Origin of the sequence: Streptomyces platensis (genome assembly GCF_008704855.1) — a bacterium.
In the GTDB taxonomy this organism is placed as follows: domain Bacteria; phylum Actinomycetota; class Actinomycetes; order Streptomycetales; family Streptomycetaceae; genus Streptomyces; species Streptomyces platensis.
This window is the reverse complement of the sequence record NZ_CP023691.1, coordinates 6,033,690-6,060,445: the sequence shown is the minus strand read 5'-3', so window position 1 is coordinate 6,060,445 and position 26,756 is coordinate 6,033,690. Positions and strand designations below refer to the sequence as shown.

The following is a 26,756-nucleotide window of genomic DNA, read 5'->3' as shown; positions in this document are numbered from 1 at the left end:
GGCGAACGCCGACCGTGTCAGCGCAGCGCCGCAGTCGCCCGCGCGGGGGCGGGAAAGTGCCCGCCGGGTCATGGCGGGCGCGTGGTGAGCGACCGGTGCGGCCCGGCCCGCCGGACGTCCCGGTCGTCACCCGGGGCAGGGTCCCCCGGGCCCACCCGGCACCCGCTTGGCCCACCCGCACCGGATCCATCGGGGGAACCACCGGCCGGGGCCGGGAAAGCACCGATCCGCCCCGCCGTGCCATCCGCCAGCCGAGTGAAAGCGGACAGGAGCGCCCATGCCCGCACCCCGTCCGCCTGCCGTGGAGCGGATACAAAGGACAAAACCCCGCAAAGCATCACAAGCCCAGGTGAGCCCAATGATCGGTCGCATTCCTGTTCTGGACATCCGCCCGCAGATCGATTGCGGCCGCCGCCCGGCGAAGGCCGTGGTGGGTGAGACCTTCGAGGTCTCGGCCACCGTCTTCCGCGAAGGGCATGACGCCGTCGCGGCGAATGTGGTGCTGCGCAATCCGGCCGGGCGCTGCGGCCCCTGGACGCCGATGCAGGAGCGGGCACCCGGCTCCGACCGGTGGAGCGCCGAGGTCACCCCCGGCATCGAGGGCCGCTGGACGTTCACCGTCGAGGCCTGGTCCGATCCGGTCACCACCTGGCGGCGGCATGCCGCCATCAAGATCCCGGCGGGGATCGACACCGAGCTGATGCTCGCCGAGGGCGCCGAGCTCCATGAGCGGGCGGCCGCGGAGGTCCCCAAGAGCGACGGCCGTGAGGCGGTGCTCGCCGCCGTGGACGCGCTGCGCGACGCCGGGCGGCCCGCCGCGGCCCGGCTGGCCGCGGCGCTCGCCCCGCAGGTCACCGAGGCGCTGGCCCGCCATCCGCTGCGCGAACTGCTCACCGTCTCGCGTCCGATGCCGCTGGTCGTCGAGCGCCGGCGGGCCCTGTACGGCTCGTGGTACGAGCTCTTCCCGCGCTCCGAGGGCGCCGCCGTCACCCCGGACGGCACGGCCGTCAGCGGCACCCTGCGCACCGCCGCCGACCGGCTGCCGGCCGTCGCCGCCATGGGCTTCGACGTGGTCTATCTCCCGCCCGTCCACCCCATCGGCACCGCCTTCCGCAAGGGCCCCAACAACGCGCTCACCGCCGGCCCGGACGATGTCGGCTCCCCCTGGGCCATCGGCTCACCGGCCGGCGGCCATGACGCCCTCCACCCGGACCTGGGCACCTTCGACGACTTCGCACACTTCGTCCGCACCGCCCGTGACCTGCGGATGGAGGTCGCCCTGGACTTCGCGCTCCAGTGCTCCCCGGACCACCCCTGGGTCACCCTGCACCCCCAGTGGTTCCACCACCGCGCGGACGGCTCGATCGCCTACGCCGAGAACCCGCCGAAGAAGTACCAGGACATCTACCCCCTGGCCTTCGACACCGACTTCCGGGGGCTGGTCCGCGAGACCGAACGCGTACTGCGCTTCTGGATGGCCAAGGGCGTCCGGATCTTCCGGGTGGACAATCCCCACACCAAGCCGGTGGCCTTCTGGGAGAAGGTGATCGGCGACATCAACCGCACCGATCCGGACGTGCTCTTCCTCGCCGAGGCGTTCACCCGCCCGGCCATGCTGCACACCCTCGCGCAGATCGGCTTCCACCAGTCGTACACCTACTTCACCTGGCGTAACACCAAGCAGGAGCTGACCGACTACCTCACCGAACTGACCGGCGAGAGCGCCTGCTACCTGCGGCCCAATTTCTTTGTGAACACCCCCGACATCCTGCACGCCTACCTCCAGGAGGGCGGCCGCCCCGCCTTCGAGGTACGCGCCGTACTGGCCGCCACCCTGTCCCCCACCTGGGGTGTCTACGCCGGATATGAGCTCTGCGAGTCGACGCCGGTACGCCGCGGCAGCGAGGAGTACCTGGACTCGGAGAAGTACCAACTCAGGCCGCGCGACTGGGATGCGGCGGCCCGGGAGGGACGCACCATCGCCCCCCTGATCACCACGCTCAACCGCATCCGCCGCCGGCACCCTGCCCTTCAGCAGCTGCGCCAGCTGCATTTCCACCACGTCGACAACGAGGCCGTCCTCGCCTACTCCAAGCGCGAGGGGAACGGCGACCGCGCCGACACGGTGCTCACGGTGGTCAACCTCGACCCGCACCACACCCACGAGGCGACGGTGTCGTTGGACATGCCGGAACTCGGCCTCGGCCGGCACGAGTCCTTTCCGGTGCGCGACGAGCTCACCGGCGACACCTACCACTGGGGCAGGGACAACTATGTGCGCCTGGAGCCGGGCCGCTCACTCGCGCCCGCCCATGTGCTGTCGCTGCGACCGTCCTCACCGATCGGAGGGTCACCCAATTGATCGTCAATGAGCCTGTCCCCGACACATTCGAGGACACCCCGGCGAAGGACCGCGATCCCGACTGGTTCAAACGGGCCGTTTTCTACGAAGTCCTGGTGCGCTCTTTCCAGGACAGCAATGGCGACGGCATCGGCGACCTCAAGGGCATCACGGCCAAGCTCGACTATCTGCAATGGCTGGGGGTGGACTGCCTCTGGCTGCCGCCGTTCTTCAAATCCCCGCTGCGGGACGGCGGTTACGATGTCGCCGACTACACCGCGGTGCTCCCCGAATTCGGTGACCTGGCCGATTTCGTGGAATTCGTGGACGCCGCACACCACCGCGGTATGCGGGTCATCATCGACATGGTGATGAACCACACCAGCGACCAGCACCCGTGGTTCCAGGAATCGCGCACGGACCCCGAGGGGCCGTACGGCGACTATTACGTCTGGGCCGACGACGACAAGCAGTACGCCGACGCCCGCATCATCTTCGTCGACACCGAGGCCTCCAACTGGACCTTTGACCCGGTCCGCAAGCAGTACTACTGGCACCGCTTCTTCTCCCACCAGCCGGATCTCAACTACGAGAACCCGGCGGTCCAGGAAGAGATGATCTCCGCCCTGCGTTTCTGGCTCGATCTGGGGATCGACGGTTTCCGGCTGGACGCGGTGCCGTACCTCTACGCCGAGGAGGGCACCAACTGCGAGAATCTCCCCGCCTCGCACGCCTTCCTCAAGCGGGTCCGGGCGGAAATCGACGCGCATTACCCGGACACCGTGCTGCTGGCCGAGGCCAATCAGTGGCCGGAGGATGTCGTCGACTACTTCGGTGATTACGGCGTCGGCGGCGACGAATGCCATATGGCCTTCCACTTCCCGGTCATGCCGCGCATCTTCATGGCGGTACGCCGCGAATCGCGCTATCCGGTCTCGGAAATCCTCGCCAAGACCCCGGCGATTCCGTCCGGCTGCCAGTGGGGCATCTTCCTGCGCAACCACGACGAGCTGACCCTCGAAATGGTCACGGACGAAGAGCGCGACTACATGTACGCGGAGTACGCCAAGGATCCGCGGATGCGGGCCAATATCGGCATTCGCCGGCGGCTGGCCACGCTGCTCGACAACGACCGCAATCAGATCGAGCTCTTCACGGCCCTGCTGCTGTCCCTGCCGGGTTCGCCGATCCTCTATTACGGCGACGAGATCGGCATGGGTGACAACATCTGGCTCGGCGACCGGGACGCGGTGCGCACCCCGATGCAGTGGACGCCGGACCGCAACGCCGGCTTCTCCTCCTGCGACCCGGGCCGGCTCTTCCTGCCGACCATCATGGATCCCGTCTACGGCTACCAGGTCACCAATGTCGAGGCCGCGATGAGTTCGCCCTCCTCGCTGCTGCACTGGACCCGGCGGATGATCGAGATCCGTAAGCAGAATCCGGCGTTCGGGCTCGGCAGCTACACCGAGCTGTCCTCCACGAACCCGGCGGTGCTGGCCTTCCTGCGGGCGGCGCCGGGCACCGGCGGCGCGGATGACGACCTGGTGCTGTGCGTGCACAACTTCTCGCGCTTCGCCCAGCCCACGGAGCTGGACCTGCGGTCGTTCAGCGGCCGCCATCCGGTGGAACTCATCGGCGGCGTCCGCTTCCCCGCCATCGGGGAGCTGCCGTATCTGCTGACCCTCGCCGGCCACGGCTTCTATTGGTTCCGGCTGCGCAGAAATTCCGGTTAGCGCCGGTGCCCTGACCGGGCACGGGCGCCGGAAAGACGCCCGTACGCGGCCACCCGGCACGTACGGGCGTTTTTTGACCTTTCGTTCGGGCAGTCTCCCTTTTACCGCACGGGCCGGGTGAGCCACCGCCGGTCCCCCGGCTCGGGAGGGGCCCGCCGCGCAGCGGAACAGCGCACGCCGGAAGACCGCTGCCACACGGACGCTCCCGCCCGCTCGGGCGTGTCCGCAAGGTCCCGTCATCCGCGCGAGCCGGACGGGACCTTGCGGACACGGCCGAGCCCCGGGACTCCGTCTGGGGGTACCCCCACCGCGCCGCCGCACAGTCAAGGCCGCATTCCGGGACACTTCGTCCTATATGTCGTGTGCCCGGGGAAAGGACGCGACGCCATGTCGGACACCGCCTCGACCCGTGCCACCCGCAACACCCCTGATCGCCGCCCGCTCGTCTCCGCCCCCGATCTGCTGTCCTCGCTGGTCCCTCTGCTCGCCGACTGGGTGCCCCGCCAGCGCTGGTTCGCCGGCAAGGGGCGGCTGGTCACCGGCTTCACCCTGCTCTCGGCGACCGAGCTGCTGCCGTGCACCGGCGACGGCACCGCACCGGGCCTGCTGCAACTGCTCGTCCGCGCCCAGCAGAGCGCACCACCGAGCCGGACACCGGCCGGCGGCGACCGCTACCAGCTTCTGCTGGGGGTGCACCCGGCGCCGCCGCCCCAGCTGGCGCCCGCCGTGATCGGGCGCCCCGGCGGCGGACCACTGCGCGGCCGCACCGTCTATGACGCACTGCTCGACAGCCGGCTGTGCGGGCTGCTGCTGGAGCGGCTGCGGGTCCCGGGCCGGCTCGGCGCGCTGCGCTTCTGCCGGGAGCCCGATGCCGACATCCCCACCGGGCTGCCGGGCCGGCCGATCGCCGTCGAGCAGTCCAACTCCTCGATCGTCTACGGCGATTCGTTCATCCTGAAGGTCTTCCGGCGGGTCGAACCGGGCATCAACCCGGACCTGGAGCTGCCGCGCGCGCTCGCGGACGCCAAGTGCGCTCGGGTGCCCGCGCCCGCGGCTTGGTTCGAGTCGGCGGCCCCCGACGAGGGCGGCGAGCCGACCACGCTGGGTGTGCTCCAGCCCTTCCTGCCGGGTTCGGCGGACGGCTGGCAGCTGGCGCTGAACGCGCTGGCCGTACGCGCCGACTTCACCGGCTCGGCGCGGGCGCTCGGCCATGCCACCGCCGAGGTGCACACCGCGCTCGCCCAGACGCTGCCGACCACCGAGCTGCGCCGCCCGCAGCTGGAGGTGATCGCCGCCCAGATGACCGAGCGGCTGACGGCCACCGCCCGCGCCGTGCCCGTGCTCCAGCCCTACCGGGCCCGGCTGCGTACCGCCTTCGACGCGCTGGCCGCGATCGGCCACGACGGCCGCAGCTGGGCCGCCCAGCGCATCCACGGCGATCTGCACCTGGGCCAGGCGCTGCGCTCCGCCGACGAGGGCCGCTGGTCGCTGATCGACTTCGAGGGCGAACCGGCCCGCCCGCTCGCCGAGCGGCGCCGGCCGCAGCCCGCGGTGCGCGATGTCGCGGCGATGCTGCGCTCCTTCGACTACGCCGCGCGCAGCGGGCCGGCGGGCGGCGACCCCTGGTCGCTGGAGTGGGCGCGGCGCACCCGGGACGCCTACTGCCTCGGCTATGCGGAGGCCGGCGGGCTCGATCCGCGCTCCGCGCCCGAACTGATGCGCGCCTATGAGACCGACAAAGCCGTCTACGAAGTGCTCTACGAGGCCCGGCACCGGCCCGACTGGCTGGCCGTCCCGATGGCCGCCATCCGGCGCCTGGCGGCGGGCGGGGAGCGGGCCGCGGGCATGGACGGGACCGGCCCGTCCCGCGCCGCCGGACCCGACGGCCGGGGGTGAGGGGGCCGCAGCCGAACCGCCGCACCGCCGCCCGTCCGCCCCCGAGACCCGACCGCTGCCCCGCCCCGAGGAGGCCCTCTCGTGACCGCCCGCCCCACGCCCGCCCATTCCGCCGGACCCCCCGCCGGCCCTCCGTCACCCGCCACCGATGCGGCCGGAATGGCTGCCTCACCCACCTCGGGATCTCCGGCGTCCCGCCCCACCCCTCCCGGCACTCCTCCCGGCACCGCGCCCGCCCCGGGTACGGCCTACGGCAGCGCGGCGGGACGGCCCGGCCACACGGCCGCGCCCCGGACGGCGGCCGGCGGCGCCGCGACGAGCGGTGGGAACACCGCCGGTCCCACCTTCGCCGCCCGGCCGGCCGGCCTCCGGGACCCGGCCGCGGCGCCCGGCCGGACCGGCGGGCCCGCGGGCCCGCCCAGGACGGAGCAGCCGAAGGGCAGCCACGGGGTGCGGGCCGCCGCACCGCTGTCCGACGAGGACCGCGGCCGGCTGCTGGGCGGTGCCCATCACGATCCGCACGGGCTGCTCGGCGCCCATCCCGTACGCGGCGGGCTGCTCCTGCGGGTCCTGCGGCCGTATGCGAAGGGCGTCACCGTCCTGGCGAAGGGGCTGCGGGCCGATCTGCCGGCCGAGGGGGACGGGCTGTTCGCCGGGGTACTGCCGCTGCGCACCGTCCCGGACTACGAGCTGCTGGTCGACTACGGCGACCACACCGTGACCGTGCAGGACCCGTATCGCTTTCTGCCCGCCCTCGGCGAGCTGGATCTGCATCTGTTCGGTGAGGGCCGGCACGAGCAGCTGTGGCAGGCGCTCGGCGCGCGGATCATGGAGCACCAGGGCGTGACCGGCACCCGATTCACGGTCTGGGCCCCGAACGCCCAGGGCGTCCGGGTCGTCGGCGACTTCAACTACTGGGACGGCACCGGCTTCCCGATGCGCTCGCTCGGCTCGTCCGGGGTCTGGGAGCTCTTCCTCCCGGGCCTCGGCGAGGGCGAGCTGTACAAGTTCGAGATCACCCGGCCGGACGGCTCCCGGACGGTGCGTGCCGACCCGATGGCCCGGCGGACCGAGTGTCCGCCGGCCACCGCCTCGATCGTGGAGGCGTCGCACTACCACTGGAACGACGCCGACTGGATGGCCCGGCGCGGCGCGCGGCCCGTGCACGAGGCCCCGTTCTCCGTCTACGAGGTGCATCTCCCCTCCTGGCGCCCCGGCCTGACCTACCGCCGGCTGGCCGCGCAGCTCCCCGGTTACGTCAAGGACCTGGGCTTCACCCACGTCGAGTTCATGCCGGTCTCCGAGCATCCCTTCGGTGGCTCCTGGGGCTATCAGGTGACCGGGTTCTACGCGCCCACCGCGCGGATGGGCACCCCGGACGACTTCCGGTTCCTGATCGACGCGCTGCACCGGGCCGGCATCGGGGTGCTGATGGACTGGGTGCCGGCGCACTTCCCGCGCGATGACTGGGCGCTGGCGGAGTTCGACGGGCGCCCGCTCTACGAGCCGCAGGATCCGGCACGGGCCGCGCACCCGGACTGGGGGACCCTGGAGTTCGACTACGGCCGTACCGAGGTCCGTAACTTCCTGGTCGCCAACGCCGTCTACTGGTGCGAGGAGTTCCATATCGACGGTCTCCGGGTGGACGCCGTCGCCTCGATGCTCTATCTCGACTACTCCCGCGAGGACGGCGGCTGGACACCGAATGAGCACGGTGGCCGGGAGAACCTCGATGCGGTCGCCTTCCTCCAGGAGATGAACGCGACGGTCTACCGCCGCTGCCCCGGCGTCGTCACCATCGCCGAGGAGTCCACGGCCTGGGACGGCGTCACCCGCGCCACGCACCATGCCGGGCCCGGCGGCTTCGGCGGTCTGGGCTTCGGCCTGAAGTGGAACATGGGCTGGATGCACGACTCCCTCGGCTATGTCTCCAAGGATCCGGTGCACCGGAAGTACCACCACGGCGAGATGACCTTCTCCATGATCTACGCCTACTCCGAGAACTATGTGCTGCCGATCTCCCATGACGAGGTGGTGCACGGCAAGCGCGCCCTGGTGTCGAAGATGCCCGGTGACTGGTGGCAGCAGCGCGCCGGCCACCGGGCCTACCTCGGCTTCATGTGGGCCCACCCCGGTAAGCAACTCCTCTTCATGGGGCAGGAGTTCGCCCAGGGCGCGGAGTGGGCGGAGAGTCATGGACCGGACTGGTGGCTGCTCGACTCCTCGTACGAGGCGGAGCCGGACCACCGGGGCGTACGCGATCTCGTGCGCGAGCTGAACCGTCATTACGCCGCCACGCCCGCGCTGTGGGAGCGCGACACCGACCCGGCCGGTTTCTCCTGGATCGACGGCGAGGCGAGCGAGGACAATGTCTTCCCCTTCCTGCGCTTCGCCGCCGACGATTCCCCGCTGATCTCGGTCACCAACTTCTCCCCCGTCGTCCGCCGGGCCTACCGGCTCGGTGTCCCCGACCGTCTCCCCGCCTGGCGCGAGGTTCTCAACACCGATGACCCGCGCTACGGCGGCAGCGGCGTCGGCAACCCCGGCATCCTGAAGGCCGAACCCACTCCCTGGAACGGCCGCTCCGCCTCCCTCGCCCTGGTGCTTCCCCCCTTGGCCACCCTCTGGCTACGACCGTCCTGATCCCTCACGGCTGATGGTTGTCGGACCCTGCTGCCACTGCTGCGACTCCCCCGCCGTACAGATCCGTCCCCCACGTCGCTATGGCCCGTTCCTCCTTGTTCGTACCCCCGCGCGGCCGGCGCCGGCCGACCGCGTTCTCCCTGTCATCTGCATGGTGCCAGGGGGCACTGACAATCCCTCCGCGGCCAGGAAACGCGCAGGTCGGAGCGGTAGTTGAGGGCGATGGCGGCGGGGTGCGCCGAAGGGGCGGGTGCCGTGTCCGGCACCCGCCCCTTCTCCCCTCCTGAGGCCCGGGGTCAGACCTTGGCGGACTCCTTCTCCGCGCCGCCGTCCCGCGGCGTGACGACCGGCGCGGCGGCCGGCTGCGGGTGCGCGTCGACGGCCGGCGTCTTCTCGTCGAACGGCACCTGTCCGGCGAGCACTTCGGCCACCCGGCTCTTGTCGATCTCCTTGGTCCAGGTACCGATGAGCACGGTGGCCACCGCGTTGCCGGCGAAGTTGGTCAGGGCGCGCGCCTCGCTCATGAAGCGGTCGATACCGACGATCAGGCCGACACCGTCGACCAGTTCGGGGCGGTGCGACTGGAGACCGCCGGCCAGCGTCGCCAGGCCCGCGCCGGTGACGCCGGCCGCCCCCTTCGACGCGATGACCATGAACACCAGCAGCGAGATCTGCTGCCCGAGCGGGAGTGGCTTGCCCATCGCCTCGGCCACGAACAGCGAGGACATCGTCAGGTAGATGGCGGTGCCGTCGAGGTTGAAGCTGTAGCCGGTGGGGACGGTGATGCCGACCACCGGCTTGCTGACGCCCAGGTGCTCCATCTTCGCGATCAGCCGGGGCAGCGCCGACTCCGAGGAGGAGGTGGACAGGATCAGCAGGAATTCCCGGCCGAGGTACTTCAGCAGCAGGAAGATGTTGACGCCCGCGACCAGCCGGAGCAGCGCGCCGAGCACCACGATCACGAACAGCAGACAGGTGACGTAGAAGCCGACCATGATGACGGCGAGGGACTTCAGCGCGTCCAGGCCGGTCTCGCCGACCACCGCCGCGATGGCGCCGAAGGCACCCACCGGCGCCGCCCACATGATCATGGCCAGGACCCGGAAGACCAGCTTCTGGAGGTGCCCGACACCGCGCAGCACCGGCTCGCCCGCCGAGCCCAGCGCCTGGAGACCGAAGCCGACGAGCAGCGCCACCAGCAGCGTCTGGAGCACCTCGCCCTGGGTGAAGGCGGAGACCAGCGTCTTGGGGATCATGCCGAGCAGGAAATCGGGCAGCGACTCGCCGCCGCCCTCGGTCTGGGCGTGTCCGGCGTGCTTGACGGTCTCGGTCAGGTGGAGGCCGGAGCCGGGGTCCAGCAGGTTGCCGACGACCAGGCCGATGGCGAGCGCGACGGTGGACATCACCATGAAGTAGCCGAGGGCCAGTCCGCCGACCGCACCGACCTTGGCGGCCTTCCGCACCGAGCCGACCCCCAGCACGATGGTGCAGAAGATGACCGGCGAGATCATCATCTTGATCAGGTTCACGAACCCGGTGCCGAGCGGCTTGAGCTGGACGGCGACACCGGGCGCGGCGAAGCCCACGACGATGCCGAGCAGCACCGCCCCGATCACGGCGATGTAGAGGAAATGGGTCCGGTCCCGCTTCACGGGCGCGGTCTCCTCGGTGGTGCCCCCACGCGGCGGGGTCTGTGCAGCCACGGCTGCCTCCTCGGTCTACGGCTGTGCGCTGATCTGCGGCGCTGTCACACCACAAGTTCCGGTGACTATGCACGCCACTGTGGCGCCCGTCACCCTTGCGTACATTTCGTTCACGTAAAAGTGACCGTGCAGACGGTTTCCCGGTCACCGTGCAGACTGTTCTGCATGCGACTCCCCCGACCCCGCCCGTCCCGCCGGCTGCGCGGCCCCCGCAGCCTGGCCGGGCAGCTGTTCGCCATGCAGGTGGTGCTGGTGGCGGTGGTCGTCATGGGCTGCGCGCTCTTCGCGTACGTCAGCGCCGGCCGGCAGGCGGAGGAGACCGCGCGGCGGCAGGCGACCGCGGCGGCCACCGCCGTGGCCGACTCCCCGGCGGTGGTGGCGGCGGCCCGCACCAAGGACCCGACGGCCGCGCTCCAGCCGTACAGCGAACGGCTGCGGCACGACGCCGGGGTCGACTTCGTGGTGATCATGTCGCCGAAGGGCATCCGCTGGACGCACCCCGAGCCGTCCGCGATCGGCAAGAAGTACTTCGGGCACATCGGCCCGGCGCTGCGCGGCGAGATCTTCCCGGAGACGCATCTGGGGGTGCTCGGGCCGTCCGTACGGGTCGTCGCGCCGGTGCACGACCCCGGGCGCGGCGGCCGGATCACGGCGCTGGTCAGCTCCGGGATCACCATCGAGACGATCAGTGAGCAGCTGCGTGACCAGGTGCTGGCGCTGGTGGGCGTGGCCGCCGCGGCGCTGGCGCTCGGCGGCCTGGGGACGTATGTGATCAACGCCCGGCTGCGGCGGCACACCCACGGGATGAACGCCGGGGAACTCAGCCGGATGCACGACTACCACCAGGCCGCGCTGCACGCCGTACGCGAGGGGCTGCTGATGATCGACGGGCAGCGCAGGGTCGCCCTGATCAACGACGGCGGGCGGGAGCTGCTGGGGCTGTCCGACGACGCGGTGGGCCGCCGCGTCACCGAGCTGGGACTGCCGGAGCCGCTGACCGAGGCGCTGCTGGAGCCCGGCCCGCGGGTCGACGAGCTTCAGCTGACCGGTGAGCGGGTCCTGGTCGTCAACTCCTCGCCGGTCTCCGGCGGTGAGCGGCGGGGCAGTGTCGTGACCCTGCGTGATCACACCGAACTCCAGGCACTCTCCGGGGAGTTGGACTCGGTGCGCGGCTTCACCGAGGCGCTGCGTTCGCAGGCCCACGAGGCCGCCAACCGGCTGCACACCGTGGTCTCGCTGATCGAACTGGGGCGGGCCGAGGAGGCCGTGGAGTTCGCCACCGCGGAACTGGAACTGGCACAGGCGCTGACCGACCAGGTGGTCGGCGCGGTCGCCGAGCCGGTGCTGGCGGCGCTGCTGCTCGGCAAGGCGGCGCAGGCCAACGAGCGCGGTGTGGAACTGACGCTGACGCCCGACAGCCGGATCGACGACGGGCTGCTGCCGCCCGGTCTGCCGGCCCGCGATCTGGTCACCGTGCTGGGCAATCTGCTGGACAACGCCATCGACGCCGCCGCGCCCACCCAGGAGCACGGCGCCACCGAACCGCCCCGGGTGCGGGTCACCGCACGGGCGGCCGGGGGCGAGCTGCTGCTGCGGGTGGCGGACACCGGGCCGGGGGTGGCCGCGGAGGCCGCCGAGGAGATCTTCCGCCGGGGCTGGAGCACCAAGCCGGGCACGGCGACGCCCGCCCGGGGCCGCGGGCTGGGCCTGGCCCTGGTCCAGCAGGCGGTCCGCCGCAACGGCGGCACCGTCGCGCTGGACCGGGCGGCGGGGGGCGGCGCGCGGTTCACCGTACGGCTGCCGCTGCGGGCGGGGGCCGCGAGATGAGCTGCCGGCCGCCCTGCGCGGACCGCCCGGCGGCGAGAGGATGGCTGCGGTGACCCCCTCCGACATCCGGGTCCTCGTCGTCGAGGACGATCCGGTCGCGGCCGATGCCCACGCCCTGTACGTGGCGCGGGTGCCCGGCTTCACCGTCTCCGGCACCGTGCACTCCGGCGCCGACGCCCGCCGCCACCTCGATCAGCACACCGTCGATCTGCTGCTGCTCGACCTCTACCTGCCCGACGGCCACGGGCTCCAGCTGGTGCGTACGCTGCGCGCGGCCGGGCACACCGCCGACATCATCGCGGTCACCTCCGCCCGGGATCTGACGATGGTGCGCGAGGGCGTCTCGCTGGGCGTGGTGCAGTACGTCCTCAAGCCGTTCACCTTCGCCACCCTGCGCGACCGGCTCACCCGCTATGCGGAGTTCCGGGCCGCCACCGGCGAGGCCAGCGGGCAGGACGAGGTGGACCGGGCGATCGCCGCGCTGCGGGCACCGCGTCCGGCCGCGCTGCCCAAGGGGCTGACCGCCGCCACCCTCCAGGCGGTGACCACGGTGCTGCGGGCCGCCGGAAGCGGGCTGACGGCGACCGAGGCCGCCGCCGACGTGGGCATCTCCCGGATCACCGCCCGCCGTTATCTCGAATATCTCGTGGAGAGCGGCCGGGCCGCCCGCGCCCCGCAGTACGGCCAGGTGGGCCGTCCGGAATTGCGCTATCGCTGGTCGGGCCATTGACCCACTGTGACCGGTGACTTACTTTCAGCGGGCAGGACACCGTGGTTAGTTGGAGGTCGTGCCGTGCGCCCCACCGCCCCGCTGATGCTTCTCGCCGCCACCGTCGTGGCCGCCGGCACGCTCACCGCCTGCGGCAGCGGGTCCGGGAGCGACACCGGCACCGTCAAGGTCGCCTTCATCAAGGACACCAACGGCAAGGTCACCGTCCGGGACGACTATGTCCGGCTGGTGGCGCGGCAGTTCGAGAAGGAACACCCCGGCAAGAAGGTCCGGCTCATCCCGATCCAGGCGTCCGAGAACGACTACTACACCAAGATCCAGCAGATGATGCGCTCCCCGCGGACCGCGCCGGATGTGGTCTACGAGGACACCTTCCTGGTCAACTCCGATATCACCGCGGGGCTGTTGCGGCCGCTGGATCTCTATCTGCGCACCTGGGACGACTGGCGGCAGTTCCAGCCGGCCGCGAAGGCGGCGGCCAAGGGGCAGGACGGCCGGACGTACGGCGTCCCGGACGGTACGGACACCCGCGGACTGTGGTTCAACAAGAAGATCTTCAAGAAGGCCGGACTGCCCGCCGACTGGCGGCCCCGGACCTGGGACGAGGTGCTGGACGCGGCCCGCACGGTCCAGCGCAAGGTCCCCGGCGTCATCCCGCTGAACGTCTTCACCGGCAAGGGCGCCGGCGAGGCCGCCGTGATGCAGGGCTTCGAGATGCTGCTCTACGGCACCGGCGAGCACCAGCTCTACGACCCGGGTGCGAAGAAATGGGTCACCGGCACCCGGGGCTTCCGGGACAGCCTGACGTTCCTCGACACGGTCTACAAGGAGCGGCTCGGGCCCGATGTCTCCGATGCGCTCAGCCCCAACATCCAGACCAATGTGGCCGCCGAGCTGCTGCCCGAGGAGAAGCTCGCGATCGACCTCGACGGCTCCTGGCTGGGCCAGCAGTGGCAGAAGACGGGCGGCGGCAACCCCTGGCCCGAGTGGTCGGCCACGCTCGGGCAGGCCCCGTTCCCCACTCAGCACGGCGCCCCGCCCGGCAAGGTCAGCCTGGCCGGCGGCTGGACGTGGTCGGTGCCGCGGAAGGCCCAGCAGCCCGATCTGGCCTGGAAGTTGATCGAGACCTTCCAGTCGAAGCCGAACGCCCTGGAATGGTGCGTACGCGGCGCCCAGATCGCGGTGCGCAAGGACGTGGCGGCCGACCCCCGCTACCGGACGTCGGTGCCCGGCATCGGCTTCTTCACCGGTCTGGTCGGGGTCAGCCGGTACCGGCCCGCGCTGCCCGAGTACCCCCGGGTGGCCGCGGCGATCGGCGAGGCGATGGAGGCGGTCACCGCCGATGACGCCTCGCCGGACAAGGCGGCCGCTGACTATGACACGACGCTGAAGTCCCTGGTCGGCGGCCGCACGGTCGCCAAGCCGTGACCAGCGCCGTCGCCCGGGCCGCGGCCCGCGCCCGGCGGCCCGGGGCCCGGCACGCCGGCGGCCCGCGGACCCTGCTGCTGCGCTGGTCCCCGCTCGTCCCGGCCACCGTCCTGCTGCTGCTCTTCCTCGTCGGCCCGATCGGCTACTGCGTCCTCATCGCCTTCACCGACACCCAGCTGACCGGCCAGGAGTCGGCGTCCTTCGTCGGGCTGGCCAACTTCCGCCACGCCTTCGGCGATCCGGCCTTCCGCAACGCCGTGGTGCTCACCCTGGTGTTCACCGTGCTCTCCTCGCTCGTCGGGCAGAACACCCTGGGGCTGGCACTGGCCGGGCTGATGCGCCGCGCGTCACGGCCGGTACGGGCGCTGACCGGCGCGATGGTGATCACCGCCTGGGTGCTGCCGGAGATCGTGGCGGGCTTCTTGCTCTACACCTTCTTCGAGCGCCGCGGCACCCTCAACGCCCTGCTCGACCAGCTCCATCTGCCCGCCCAGAACTGGCTGTTCACACTGCCCATCGTGGCCGTGTCGTTCGCCAACGTCTGGCGCGGTACGGCCTTCTCGATGCTGATCTACTCCGCGGCGCTGGCCGGGATCCCCCAGGAGGTCACCGAGTCCGCCGAGGTCGACGGGGCGGGCGGGCTGCGGCGGCTGTGGCACATCACGCTCCCGATGATCCGCCGCTCCATCGGCACCAATCTGATGCTCAACACCCTTCAGACGCTCTCCGTCTTCGGGCTGATCTGGGTGATGACCCGGGGCGGCCCGGGCAACCGCAGCCAGACGCTGCCGGTGTTCATGTACGACCAGGCGTTCCTGAAGTCCCTGATCGGCTACGGCACCGCGGTGGCCCTGCTGTTGCTGCTGGTGGGGGCGCTGTTCTCGGTCGTTTATCTGCGCCTGCTGCGCGAGGAGGTCTGACCGTGCGGCTCCCCCGCCACCGGCACCGGCTGGCCGCCGACGCCGGGCTGCTGGTCGTCGCGGTGGCGTTCGCGGTGCCGCTGGTCTGGCTGGTGCTGGCGTCGCTGGACACGGAGGCGACACTGCGGGTGCGGCTGCCCACGTCCCCGACGCTGCACAACTTCTCGGCGGTGCTGACCGACGAGATCACCTTCACCCCGATGCTCAACAGCCTGCTGATCTGCGGCGGCGCGACCCTGCTGACGGTGGTCTGCGCGGCGCTCGCCGCCTATCCGCTCTCCCGCTTCCGCTCCCGGCTGACCCGTCCGTACCTGCTCACCGTCCTGTTCTCCACCTGTCTGCCGGTCACCGCGGTGATGGTCCCGGTCTACGGGCTCTTCGTGCAGGTCGATCTGATCGACACCCGGTACGGCACCGCGCTGTTCCTGGCCGCCGCCCAACTCCCGTTCGCCATCTGGCTGATGAAGAACTTCATGGACGGGGTGCCGAAGGTCCTGGAGGAGGCGGCGTGGACGGACGGCGCCTCCTGGCCGCAGACCCTGCTGCGGGTGATCCTGCCGCTGATGGGCCCCGGCGTCGCCGTCGTCGCGATCTACACCTTCATCATGATGTGGGGGAATTTCTTCGTCCCCTTCATGCTGCTGCTCTCCCCCGAGCAACTGCCCGCCTCGGTCAGCATTTTCACGTTCTTCGGCAATTACGGCGCCATTGCCTTCGGCGAACTGGCGGCCTTCTCGATCCTGTACTCGACACCGGTCGTCGTGCTGTACATCCTTATCTCCGGACGGCTCGGCGGCGGCTTCGCACTCGGCGGTGCCGTGAAGGGCTGAAAAGCCTGTCCACCGGAAAGCGCCGAGGCCGGAACGGGAAACCGGCCGGTTAGGAGCTTCCTACGACTTTCCGGCTTGGGTATCCGCACGATAGGTGCCGCCGGACTCCGTCACTTACCGTGTGCCGGTGAACACGCCCGCCGGGGAGCCCCGCCGTCCCCCTTTCGACGCCGCGGCCGCCCGCCGCCTCCGTGAGGCCCTCGGCATGACGCCCGCCCATGTCGCCTACGGCATAGCGGCCGCCTTCGGCCTACGGATCACTCCCGAAACGGTGGCGTCCTGGGAACGGGCGGAGAGCTCCCCCACGGAGGCCGAACTGACCGCGCTGGCCGGTGCCCTGTGGTGCGCACCGGGCGAGCTGCTCGGCGCACCGGGCACCCTGCGCGAATACCGGCTGGCGCTCGGCCTCGCCCCGGCGGACCTCGCGCTGCGTATCGGCATGGAGGCGGGCGCTTACGAGCGGCTGGAGGCCGGCGGGACCTGGCACGGCAACGACCGGCAGGCCGCGGCGCTCGCCGAGGTGCTGCGGCTGCCGCTGCCCGCACTGCTCCGCTTCACCGGCCGGGACGGGAAGCTGGCCGAGCTGCTGACCAGCGCCGCCACCACCCGCTGGCAGGCCTATGTCCGGCCGGTCGGCAAGCTCGTACCGCTGCCGAAACCGCAGCTCCAGGACGTACTACAGGCCCTGCACGCCGAATATCAGACGACCATGGCCGCTACGCTCCACTGGGGCGACGGGGGCAGCGCCGAGGAATCCGGCCGGGCGGGGCGCGCCTTTCTCGCTGACATCGTGGCGGAATTCTGGGCCCGGGCGGGCGGCCGGGAATCCTGAGCGCGGCCGGGCGACCCTGACGCTTCCCGTCGGCCGCTGGGTGGACGGGCGTCCATCCAGAGAATGACGCCGGAACCCGTGATGGCACTTTCGACCGGTCCGGTTTTCGGTCCCTCCGGGTGAGGACTGCGCTGACCTGCACTCGAAGAATAGGAACGTCGAAATCTTCCGTTCTTCTCCAGGAGTCCCCGTGTCCCACGCGGCTGCTTTTCCGGGCTTTACCGGTTCCCCCACCTCCACCCGCGCCGCCGTCGCCGCCCGCGCCACGGACCTGAGCAAGGTCTACGGCCAGGGGGATACCCGCGTGGTCGCGCTGGACTCCGTCTCGGTCGAGTTCGGCAAGGGCCAATTCACCGCGATCATGGGCCCCTCCGGCTCCGGCAAGTCGACGCTGATGCACTGCATGGCCGGTCTGGACGCGATCTCGTCGGGCTCGGCCCGGATCGGCGATGTGGAGCTGGCGTCGCTGAACGACAAGCAGCTGACACGGCTGCGCCGGGACAAGATCGGCTTCATCTTCCAGGCGTTCAACCTGCTGCCGACGCTGACCGCGCTGGAGAACATCACGCTGCCCATGGACATCGCGGGCCGTAAGCCGGACCGGGAGTGGGTCAGCCGCGTGGTCGAGACCGTCGGCCTGTCCGGACGTCTGGCGCACCGGCCGGCCCAGCTCTCCGGCGGCCAGCAGCAGCGGGTCGCGGTCGCCCGGGCGCTGGCCGCCCAGCCGGAGATCATCTTCGCCGACGAGCCGACCGGCAACCTCGACTCCCGCTCCGGCGCCGAAGTGCTGGGCTTCCTGCGGGAGTCGGTACAGGCCATGAACCAGACGGTGGTGATGGTCACCCATGACCCGGTCGCCGCCGGCTACGCGGACCGGGTGGTCTTCCTCGCGGACGGCCGGATCGTCGAGGAGCTCCACGAGCCGACCGCGGACACGGTCCTGGACCGGATGCGGCTCTTCGACGCCAAGGGCCGTACGAGCTGACGCCGGACGCCCGGCACCTCACCCTCCCTCTCCCGCACCGGACCAGGACTGACACCACCACCATGCTGCGAACCGCCCTGCGCAACGTCCTTGCGCACAAAGCCCGATTGATGATGACCGCGCTCGCGGTCCTGCTCGGCGTCGCCTTCGTCGCCGGCACCCTCATCTTCAGCGACACCGTCGGCGAGGCCGTCAAGAAGGCCTCCGCCAAGAACCTGTCGGGGGTGGCCGTCTCCGTCAAGGCCCTCGACGACGAGAACGCCCCCGTCACCGGCAGGGGCGGCAAGCGCACCACCGCCCTCGACGACAAGCTGGCGGACACCGTCCGCGCACTGCCCGGTGTGCAGTCCGTCCGCCGCAATGTCACCGGCACGGCCACCCTCGCCGGGCCGGACGGCATACCGATCGGCAACGGCTGGCAGAACATCGCCGCCAACTTCCAGCCGGACAAGGACGGCCACGACGCCCGCTACCCGCTGATGACGGGCCGCGGACCGACCTCCGCCGGCGAGATCGCGCTGGACGAGGCGACCGCGAAGGCGGCCGGCCACAAGGTGGGCGACACCGTGCGGTTCGCCACCGACGGCCCGGCGCTGACGAAGAAGCTGGTCGGCATCGTCACCACCGACGACCCGCAGGTGACCGCGGGCGGCAGCCTGGCGCTCTTCGACACCGCCACCGCGCAGAAGATGTATCTGCACCCCGGTCAGTACGACGAGCTGGTGGTGGCCGCCGCGCCCGGCGCCGATCAGCAGGCGCTGACCGCCAAGGTCCGCGAGGTGCTGCCCAAGAAGCGCGCCGAGGCGACCAGCGGCACCGAGCTGGCCGCCGAGCAGTCCCGGATGATCGCCGGCAAGAACGAGGCCCTGAGCCAGACCCTGCTGGTCTTCGCCGGTATCGCCCTGTTCGTCGGCGTCTTCATCATCGCCAACACCTTCACCATGCTGATCTCCCAGCGCAGCCGGGAAATCGCCCTGCTGCGCGCGATCGGCGCGTCCCGCCGGCAGGTGGTCCGCTCGGTCCTCGCCGAGGCGGCGCTGCTGGGCCTGGTCTCGTCGGCCATCGGCTTCGCGCTGGGCGCCGGTCTCGCGGTGGGCCTGCGGGCGGTGCTCAACGCGAACGGCGCGGGCTTCCCGAACGGACCGGTCATCATCAGCCCGACCGCGGTGCTCTCCGCGCTGGGCATCGGCGTCGTGGTGACCGTCCTGGCCGCCTGGCTGCCTTCCCGTAAGGCGGCGAAGATCGCCCCGGTGGAGGCGCTCAACACCGTCGAGGCGCCGCCGGCGATGCGCAGCCTGGTGATCCGCAACGCCCTGGGCGCGGTCATCACCGGCGCCGGTGTCGCGATCATGTTCTACGTCCGCACCCTGAAGGACGCCGACGGCCTGCCGGTCGCGATGGCGGGCGGGATGGTGACGCTGACCGGTGTCATCATCCTGGCGCCGCTGCTGTCGCGGCCCCTGGTCTCGCTGGCGGGCCTCGTCACCACCCGGCTCTTCGGCATCGGCGGCAAGCTGGCCAAGGAGAACGCGCTGCGCAACCCCCGCCGTACCGCGGCGACCGCCTCGGCGCTGATGATCGGCCTCACCCTGATCACCGGTATGACGGTCGTCGGGAACTCGGCGCAGCGGGCCATGGACGAGATGACGACCCGCGGGCTGAAGGCCGACTTCAAGGTCGGGACCTCGACGTACATCGGTCTGGACCCCGCGCTGACGCGGAAGGTGGCGGCCGTCCCGGGCGTCGAGGCGGCAGTTCCCATGAGCCGTGAGGCCTTCCAGGCCTCCGACACCCTCCTGGGCGTCAACGGCACCGACCTCGCCACGGTCGGCGAGGTCGCCCGGCTCGACTTCATCAGCGGTTCGCTGGCGCACGCCGGGGCCAACGACATCGCGGTCTCCCGGACGTCGGCCAAGGAGAACGGCTTGCACACCGGGGACACCCTGGACGGCACCTTCATCGAGGGCAAGAAGGCGAAGCTGAAGATCGTGGGGGTGTACGAGGACAACGAGGTGATCGGCAACACGATCGGCGCCGCCTCGCTGATGGAGTCGCACCTGACCTCGCCGAAGGTCGACGAGCTGCTGATCAAGACCGAGGGCGGCCGGACGGGTGACGCGCTGGAGAAGCCGATCCGGCACGCGCTCGGCGACAGCCCGCTGCTGAAGGTCCAGGACCACGCCGACCTGCGCAAGGAGAACGCCGGCGACATCGAGACCGTGATCTACATCTCCTACGGGCTGCTGGGCATGGCCGTCCTCATCGCGGTGGTGGGCGTCGTCAACACCCTGGCCATGTCGGTCTTCGAGCGGACCCGGGAGCTCGGGATGCTGCGGGCGATCGGGCTGGCCCGCGGCGGCATCAAGCAGATGGTCCGGCTGGAGTCGGTGGTCATCGCGCTGTTCGGCGCGTGCCTGGGGATCGGCGTGGGTGTCTTCCTCTCCTGGGCCGCCGGCAACCTGGTCAACGAGGGCCTGCCCACGTACGAGCTGCTGCTGCCCTGGGGCCGGCTCGCGCTCTTCGTGCTGATCGCGCTGGTCGTGGGGGTGCTGGCCGCGCTGTGGCCGGCCCGCCGGGCGGCCCGGCTGAACATGCTGGAGGCCATCGGCGCGCAGTGAGTGCGCAGACGAACGGCGGCGCGCCGTCCCTCGTCCGAGGGGAGGCGCGCCGCCGTCGTGTGTGCGTGAACCGCGGGGCTCAGAAGACCGACTCGGCCTCGTCCATCCGCCAGGCGGGCACCGTCTTGAGCTCGGTGACGGCCTCGGCCAGCGGCACCATCGTGATGTCGGTGCCGCGCAGGGCGGTCATCTTGCCGAAGTCGCCGCGGTGGGCGGCCTCGACGGCGTGCCAGCCGAAGCGGGTGGCGAGCACCCGGTCGTACGCGGTGGGGGTACCGCCGCGCTGCACATGGCCGAGAATGACCGGCCGGGCCTCCTTGCCGAGGCGCTTCTCCAGCTCGACGGCGAGGTGGTTGCCGATACCGGAGAACCGCTCGTGACCGAACTGGTCGATGGCGCCCTTCTTGTAGTCCATGGTCTCCTCGGCGGGGTGGGCCCCCTCCGCGACACAGACGACCGCGAACTTCTTGCCCCGGGCGAACCGCTCCTCGACCATCGTGACCAGGTCGTCGACGTCGAAGGGGCGCTCGGGCAGACAGATGCCGTGGGCGCCGCCGGCCATGCCGGACTCCAGCGCGATCCAGCCCGCGTGCCGTCCCATCACCTCGACGACCATGACCCGCTGGTGCGACTCCGCGGTGGTCTTGAGGCGGTCGATGGCCTCCGTCGCGACGCCGACGGCGGTGTCGAAGCCGAAGGTGCGGTCGGTGGAGGAGATGTCGTTGTCGATGGTCTTGGGGACGCCGACGACCGGCATCCCGGCGTCCGCCAGCATCCGCGCGGCCGTGAGGGTGCCCTCGCCGCCGATCGGGATCAGGACATCGATGCCGTAGTCCTTGGACATGTCCTTGGACTTCTCACAGGCCTCACGGAGCCGGTTGCGCTCCAGCCGGGACGAGCCGAGGATGGTGCCACCGCGGGCGAGGATGCCGCTGACCGCGTCGAGGTCGAGCTTGCGGAAGCGCCCCTCGAGCAGGCCCTTGAAGCCGTCCTCGAAACCTATGACCTCGTCGCCGTGCCCGGTGAGGGCACGGTGGACAACAGACCGGATCACAGCATTGAGGCCGGGACAGTCGCCGCCTGCGGTGAGGACTCCGATACGCATCGTGCTGTGTCTCCTGTGCTCGCTGTTGGTTCGTGTGAGCCGGTCCGATTGTTTCACGGGCGGCCCGGCCCTCCCCGCACACAGACCTCCCCCCTACTGTCCCCGCACCGGCTCCACAAGGGAAACTGGGAGAGCGGCTTATCCACCGCCGCAGGTATTGTCAAGAGGGGCAAGCCCACAATAACGGCTGATTTTGACCTTGCGAGCAACGGAATGGATCGGAGAGCACGCGTGACGCGCAGCGTGTACGTGACCGGTATCGACCGCGGCGACGGCCGCCAGGTCATCGAGCTGGGAGTCATGGAGCTCCTCACCCGCCATGTCGACCGGGTCGGAGTCTTCCGCCCCCTGATGCACAACGACGGACCCGACCGGCTCTTCGACCTGCTGCGGGCCCGCTACCGGCTCACCCAGGCCGCCGACACGGTATACGGCCTCAGCTACGACGAGGCCGCCACCCTCCAGGCCGAACGCGGCACCGACGAGCTGGTTTCCCGGCTCGTCGACCGCTTTCACGCCGTGGCCAGGGACTACGAGTACGTCCTGGTCCTCGGCTCGGACTACGCGGACACCAGCCTGCCGGCCGAGCTGGCCCTCAACGCCCGGCTCGCCAATGAATTCGGCGCCGCGGTGCTGGCCGTCGTCGGCGGCCAGGGCCAGGAGGCCGAGTCCGTCCGCGCCGAGGCCCGCAACGCCTATCAGGCCTACCACTCGCTGGGCTGCGACGTCGTCGCCATGGTCGTCAACCGGGTGGACCCCGCGCACCGCGAGGCCATCGTCGACCGGCTCTCCGCCCGGCTCCCGGTGCCCTGCTACGCGCTCCCGGAGGACGGCTCGCTCTCCGCGCCGACCGTCGGGCAGATCGTGCACACCCTGGGCGCCGAGGTGCTGCTCGGCGACGACTCCGGGCTCGCCCGGGACGCCCGGGACTTCGTCTTCGGCGGCGCCATGCTGCCGACCTTCCTCCAGGCGCTCACCCCCGGCTGTCTCGTGGTGACCCCCGGGGACCGGGCCGACCTGGTCATCGGCTCGCTCGCCGCGCACAGCGCCGGTGCCCCGCCGATCGCGGGGCTGCTGCTCACCCTCGACGAGCGGCCCGGCCCGGACATCATGGCGCTGGCCGGCCGGCTCGCGCCGGGCACCCCGGTCGTCTCCGTACCGGGCGGCTCCTTCCCGACCGCGGGCGAGCTGTTCGCGATCGAGGGCAAGCTCAACGCCGCCTCCCCGCGCAAGGCGGAGACCGCGCTCGGCCTCTTCGAGCGGCATGTGGACACCGTGGAGCTGACGAACCGGATCTCCGTCGCCCGCTCCGGCCGGGTCACCCCGATGATGTTCGAGCACGAGCTGATCGAGCGCTCCCGCGCCGGCCGCCGCCGGGTCGTCCTCCCCGAGGGCGGCGAGGAGCGGGTGCTGCGCGCCGCCGATGTGCTGCTGCGCCGCGATGTCTGCGATCTGACGCTGCTGGGCGAGGAGGAGGCGATCCGCAAGCGCGCCGCCGACCTGGCCATCGACCTGGCCGGCGCCCAGATCATCGACCCGCAGACCTCCGAGCTGCGCGAGCGGTTCGCCGAGCGCTACGCCCAGCTGCGCGCCCACAAGGGCGTCAGCGTCGAGCTGGCCTTCGACGTGGTCGCGGACGTCTCCTACTTCGGCACGCTGATGGTCCAGGAAGGGCTGGCCGACGGCATGGTCTCCGGCGCGGTGCACTCCACCGCGGCCACCATCCGCCCCGCCTTCGAGATCATCAAGACCCGGCCGAACGCCCAGATCGTCTCGTCGGTCTTCTTCATGTGCCTGGCCGACCGGGTACTGGTCTACGGCGACTGCGCGGTCAACCCGGACCCGAACGCCGAGCAGCTGGCGGACATCGCCATCCAGTCGGCCACCACCGCCGCCCAGTTCGGCGTCGAGCCGCGGATCGCGATGCTGTCGTACTCCACCGGCACCTCCGGCTCCGGCGCGGACGTCGACAAGGTCCGCAAGGCCACCGAGATCGTCCGCGAGCTGCGGCCCGATCTGCTGGTCGAGGGCCCGATCCAGTACGACGCGGCGGTGGACGCGGCAGTCGCGCAGACCAAGCTCCCGGAGTCCGACGTCGCGGGCAAGGCCACCGTGCTGATCTTCCCGGACCTGAACACCGGCAACAACACCTACAAGGCCGTGCAGCGCTCGGCCGGTGCGGTCGCCGTCGGCCCGGTCCTCCAGGGGCTGCGCAAGCCGGTCAACGACCTCTCGCGCGGCGCCCTGGTGCAGGACATCGTCAACACCGTGGCCATCACCGCCATCCAGGCCCAGGGCGCCCAGCCCGGTGCCGCCCACACGGGCTGACCCCGGCCCCGTCCGTCTCCCACCCCACCCCGGAAAGCACTACATGACTGCCACCGCCACCCGCGTCCTCGTCCTCAACTCCGGCTCCTCGTCGGTGAAGTACCAGCTGCTCGACATGAACCCGGACTCCGGCGGCGGCCCCGCCGCGGGCACCCGCCTCGCCGTCGGACTGGTCGAGCGGATCGGGGAAGAGACCTCGCTCCTGGCCCACACCCCGCTGGCGACCGGGGGCGCCAAGCGGGAGACCGAGGGCCCGATAGCCGACCACGAGGCCGCGCTGAAGGCCGTCGCCGCGGAGCTGTCCGCCGACGGTCTCGGCCTCGACTCCCCGCAGCTGGCCGCGATCGGGCACCGGGTGGTGCACGGCGGGCTGAAGTTCACCGCCCCGACCGTGATCGACGATGCGGTGCTCGCGGAGATCGAGCGGCTGGTGCCGGTCGCCCCGCTGCACAACCCGGCGAACATCACCGGCATCCGGACCGCGCAGGCGCTGCGCCCGGACCTGCCGCAGGTGGCGGTCTTCGACACCGCGTTCCACACCACGATGCCGGAGTACGCGGCCCGCTACGCCATCGACGTGGCGACCGCCGACGCCCACCGCATCCGCCGCTACGGCTTCCACGGCACCTCGCACGCCTATGTCTCCCGCAAGACCGCCGAGCTGCTGGGCAAGGACCCCTCCGAGGTCAATGTCATCGTGCTGCACCTGGGCAACGGCGCCTCCGCCTCGGCGGTGGCCGGCGGCCGCTGTGTGGACACCTCGATGGGCCTCACCCCGCTGGAGGGCCTGGTCATGGGCACCCGCTCCGGTGACATCGACCCCGCGGTGACCTTCCACCTCAAGCGGGTCGCGGGGATGTCGGAGGACGACGTCGATGTGCTGCTCAACAAGAAGAGCGGGCTGGTCGGGCTGTGCGGGGACAACGACATGCGGGAGATCCGGCGGCGGATCGACGAGGGTGACGAGCGCGCCGAGCTGGCCTTCGACATCTACATCCACCGGCTGAAGAAGTACATCGGGGCCTACACCGCGGTGCTCGGCCGGGTCGACGCGGTGGCGTTCACCGCGGGCGTCGGGGAGAACGCCGCCCCGGTGCGTGCTGCCGCGCTCGCCGGCCTGGAGGAGATGGGCCTGGCCGTGGACGCCGATCTCAACGCCGTACGGTCCGGCGAGCCCCGGCTGATCTCCCCCGAGTACGCCCGGGTCGCGGCCGCCGTCGTCCCGACCGACGAGGAACTGGAGATCGCCCAGCAGACATATGCCCTGGTCAGCGCCTAGGACTCGGTGTTTCCACCTACCGAAATATTCCGCCGCTAAACAAACCGATAGGATTCTGCCCATGCGCCGTTCCAAAATCGTCTGCACCCTGGGCCCCGCCGTCGACTCCTACGACCAGCTGAAGACGCTGATCGAGGCAGGCATGAATGTGGCCCGTTTCAATATGAGCCATGGGACCCAGCCGGAGCACGAGGAGCGGTACCACCGCCTTCGCAAGGCCTCCGAGGAGACCGGCCGCGCCGTGGGCGTGCTCGCCGACCTCCAGGGTCCCAAGATCCGCCTGGAAACCTTCGCCGACGGCCCCGTGGAGCTGGTGCGGGGCGACGAGTTCGTCATCACCACCGAGGACGTCCCCGGTGACAAGACCATCTGCGGGACGACGTACAAGGGCCTGCCCGGCGACGTCTCCAAGGGCGACCCGATCCTGATCAACGACGGCAATGTCGCGCTCCAGGTCGTCGAGGTCGACGGCCCGCGGGTGCGGACCATCGTCATCGAGGGCGGGGTCATCTCCGACCACAAGGGCATCAACCTGCCCGGCGCCGCGGTGAACGTCCCCGCGCTGTCCGGGAAGGACATCGAGGACCTCAAGTTCGCCCTGCGGATGGGCTGCGACATGGTCGCGCTGTCCTTCGTGCGGGACGCCAAGGACGTCCAGGACGTGCACCGCGTCATGGACGAGGTGGGCCGCCGGGTCCCGGTCATCGCCAAGGTGGAGAAGCCGCAGGCGGTCGCCAACATGCAGGAGGTCGTGATGGCCTTCGACGCCGTCATGGTCGCCCGTGGTGACCTGGCGGTGGAGTACCCGCTGGAGAAGGTCCCGATGGTGCAGAAGCGCCTGGTGGAGCTGTGCCGCAGGAACGCCAAGCCGGTGATCGTCGCGACCCAGATGATGGAGTCGATGATCACCAACTCCCGCCCGACCCGCGCCGAGGCGTCCGACGTCGCCAACGCCATCCTCGACGGCGCCGACGCGGTCATGCTCTCCGCCGAGTCCTCGGTGGGCCAGTACCCGATCGAGACCGTCAAGACGATGTCGAAGATCGTCGAGGCGGCCGAGGAGGAGCTGCTCTCCAAGGGCCTCCAGCCGCTGGTGCCCGGCAAGAAGCCGCGTACGCAGGGTGGTTCGGTGGCCCGCGCGGCCTGCGAGATGGCGGACTTCCTGGACGGCAAGGCGCTGATCGCCTTCACCAAGTCCGGTGACACCGCCCGCCGGCTCTCCCGCTACCGCGCGGCCCAGCCGATCCTGGCCTTCACCACCGAGGCGTCCACCCGCAACCAGCTCACGCTGAGCTGGGGCGTCGATGCCTTCGTCGTGCCGCACGTCGACAACACCGACGCCATGGTCGACCTGGTGGACGCCGAGCTGCTCAAGCTCAAGCGCTACAGCAAGGGCGACACCATGCTGATCACCGCCGGTTCGCCCCCCGGCGTCCCCGGCACCACCAACATGGTCCGGGTGCACCACCTCGGCGGCGAGCAGGCCTGACGCACCGGCGCACGAAAAGGCGGTGGGCCGCCCCTGTGGGGGTGGCCCACCGCCTTTTCTGCGGCT

17 protein-coding genes are annotated in these 26,756 nt (G+C 71.0%); 15 read left to right on the top strand and 2 right to left on the bottom strand.

Annotated elements, in window-relative coordinates; translation table 11 throughout:
• Positions 1-358: 358 nt before the first annotated feature.
• The 4 genes from CP981_RS26990 (at position 359) to glgB (ending at position 8,616) form a co-directional block, all read left to right on the top strand.
• Positions 359-2,362 (top strand): alpha-1,4-glucan--maltose-1-phosphate maltosyltransferase, encoded by a 2,004-nt coding sequence (locus tag CP981_RS26990; protein ID WP_085922984.1) that lies wholly within the window; start codon positions 359-361, stop codon positions 2,360-2,362.
• On the top strand, positions 2,359-4,077 hold the full coding sequence (treS, locus tag CP981_RS26985) for a maltose alpha-D-glucosyltransferase (RefSeq protein WP_085922983.1): 1,719 nt from the start codon (positions 2,359-2,361) through the stop codon (positions 4,075-4,077). Before CP981_RS26990 ends, treS begins: the two co-directional genes overlap by 4 nt.
• A 387-nt stretch (positions 4,078-4,464) precedes the next feature.
• Positions 4,465-5,973: a maltokinase N-terminal cap-like domain-containing protein gene (locus tag CP981_RS26980; RefSeq protein WP_085922982.1), complete on the top strand. Its 1,509-nt coding sequence runs from the start codon at positions 4,465-4,467 to the stop codon at positions 5,971-5,973.
• 159 nt (positions 5,974-6,132) lie between these two features.
• The gene (glgB, locus tag CP981_RS26975) at positions 6,133-8,616 is read left to right on the top strand and encodes a 1,4-alpha-glucan branching enzyme (RefSeq protein WP_244329798.1); all 2,484 of its coding nucleotides are present in this window, start codon (positions 6,133-6,135) and stop codon (positions 8,614-8,616) included.
• Positions 8,617-8,912: 296 nt separating this feature from the next.
• Here glgB and CP981_RS26970 read toward each other — a convergent pair whose 3' ends face one another.
• Positions 8,913-10,319, bottom strand: coding sequence for a cation:dicarboxylate symporter family transporter (locus tag CP981_RS26970; RefSeq protein WP_085922981.1), 1,407 nt, complete (start codon positions 10,317-10,319; stop codon positions 8,913-8,915).
• 165 nt (positions 10,320-10,484) lie between these two features.
• Here CP981_RS26970 and CP981_RS26965 point away from each other — a divergent pair, with 165 nt between their 5' ends.
• The 8 genes from CP981_RS26965 to CP981_RS26930 all read left to right on the top strand — a co-directional run bounded on the left by CP981_RS26965 (position 10,485) and on the right by CP981_RS26930 (position 20,489).
• Positions 10,485-12,146, top strand: coding sequence for a sensor histidine kinase (locus tag CP981_RS26965; protein WP_085922980.1), 1,662 nt, complete (start codon positions 10,485-10,487; stop codon positions 12,144-12,146).
• A gap of 49 nt (positions 12,147-12,195) precedes the next feature.
• Positions 12,196-12,876, top strand: a complete 681-nt coding sequence (locus CP981_RS26960; RefSeq protein WP_085922979.1) for a response regulator — start codon at positions 12,196-12,198, stop codon at positions 12,874-12,876.
• Positions 12,877-12,939: 63 nt separating this feature from the next.
• On the top strand, positions 12,940-14,304 hold the full coding sequence (locus tag CP981_RS26955; RefSeq protein WP_085922978.1) for an extracellular solute-binding protein: 1,365 nt from the start codon (positions 12,940-12,942) through the stop codon (positions 14,302-14,304).
• Positions 14,301-15,224 (top strand): carbohydrate ABC transporter permease, encoded by a 924-nt coding sequence (locus CP981_RS26950; RefSeq protein ID WP_425282167.1) that lies wholly within the window; start codon positions 14,301-14,303, stop codon positions 15,222-15,224. Before CP981_RS26955 ends, CP981_RS26950 begins: the two co-directional genes overlap by 4 nt.
• Positions 15,225-15,226: 2 nt before the next feature.
• Positions 15,227-16,054, top strand: a complete 828-nt coding sequence (locus tag CP981_RS26945) for a carbohydrate ABC transporter permease (RefSeq protein WP_244329797.1) — start codon at positions 15,227-15,229, stop codon at positions 16,052-16,054.
• Between the two features lie 121 nt (positions 16,055-16,175).
• The gene (locus CP981_RS26940) at positions 16,176-16,886 is read left to right on the top strand and encodes a helix-turn-helix domain-containing protein (RefSeq protein WP_085923028.1); all 711 of its coding nucleotides are present in this window, start codon (positions 16,176-16,178) and stop codon (positions 16,884-16,886) included.
• Between the two features lie 190 nt (positions 16,887-17,076).
• The gene (locus CP981_RS26935; RefSeq protein ID WP_085922977.1) at positions 17,077-17,871 is read left to right on the top strand and encodes an ABC transporter ATP-binding protein; all 795 of its coding nucleotides are present in this window, start codon (positions 17,077-17,079) and stop codon (positions 17,869-17,871) included.
• A 62-nt stretch (positions 17,872-17,933) separates the two neighbouring features.
• Positions 17,934-20,489, top strand: a complete 2,556-nt coding sequence (locus tag CP981_RS26930; RefSeq protein ID WP_085922976.1) for an ABC transporter permease — start codon at positions 17,934-17,936, stop codon at positions 20,487-20,489.
• A 79-nt stretch (positions 20,490-20,568) separates the two neighbouring features.
• Here CP981_RS26930 and CP981_RS26925 read toward each other — a convergent pair whose 3' ends face one another.
• Complete coding sequence (locus CP981_RS26925; RefSeq protein WP_085922975.1) at positions 20,569-21,594, bottom strand: ATP-dependent 6-phosphofructokinase; 1,026 nt, start codon at positions 21,592-21,594, stop codon at positions 20,569-20,571.
• A 231-nt stretch (positions 21,595-21,825) separates the two neighbouring features.
• Between CP981_RS26925 and pta the strand changes: the two genes are divergently transcribed.
• The 3 genes from pta (at position 21,826) to pyk (ending at position 26,690) form a co-directional block, all read left to right on the top strand.
• Positions 21,826-23,922: a phosphate acetyltransferase gene (pta, locus tag CP981_RS26920; protein WP_085922974.1), complete on the top strand. Its 2,097-nt coding sequence runs from the start codon at positions 21,826-21,828 to the stop codon at positions 23,920-23,922.
• 43 nt (positions 23,923-23,965) lie between these two features.
• Positions 23,966-25,201, top strand: coding sequence for an acetate kinase (locus CP981_RS26915; RefSeq protein WP_085922973.1), 1,236 nt, complete (start codon positions 23,966-23,968; stop codon positions 25,199-25,201).
• A gap of 61 nt (positions 25,202-25,262) precedes the next feature.
• Positions 25,263-26,690 carry a pyruvate kinase gene (pyk, locus tag CP981_RS26910; protein ID WP_085922972.1) on the top strand — a complete coding sequence of 476 codons (1,428 nt, stop codon included), beginning with the start codon at positions 25,263-25,265 and terminating at the stop codon, positions 26,688-26,690.
• Positions 26,691-26,756 lie beyond the last annotated feature (66 nt).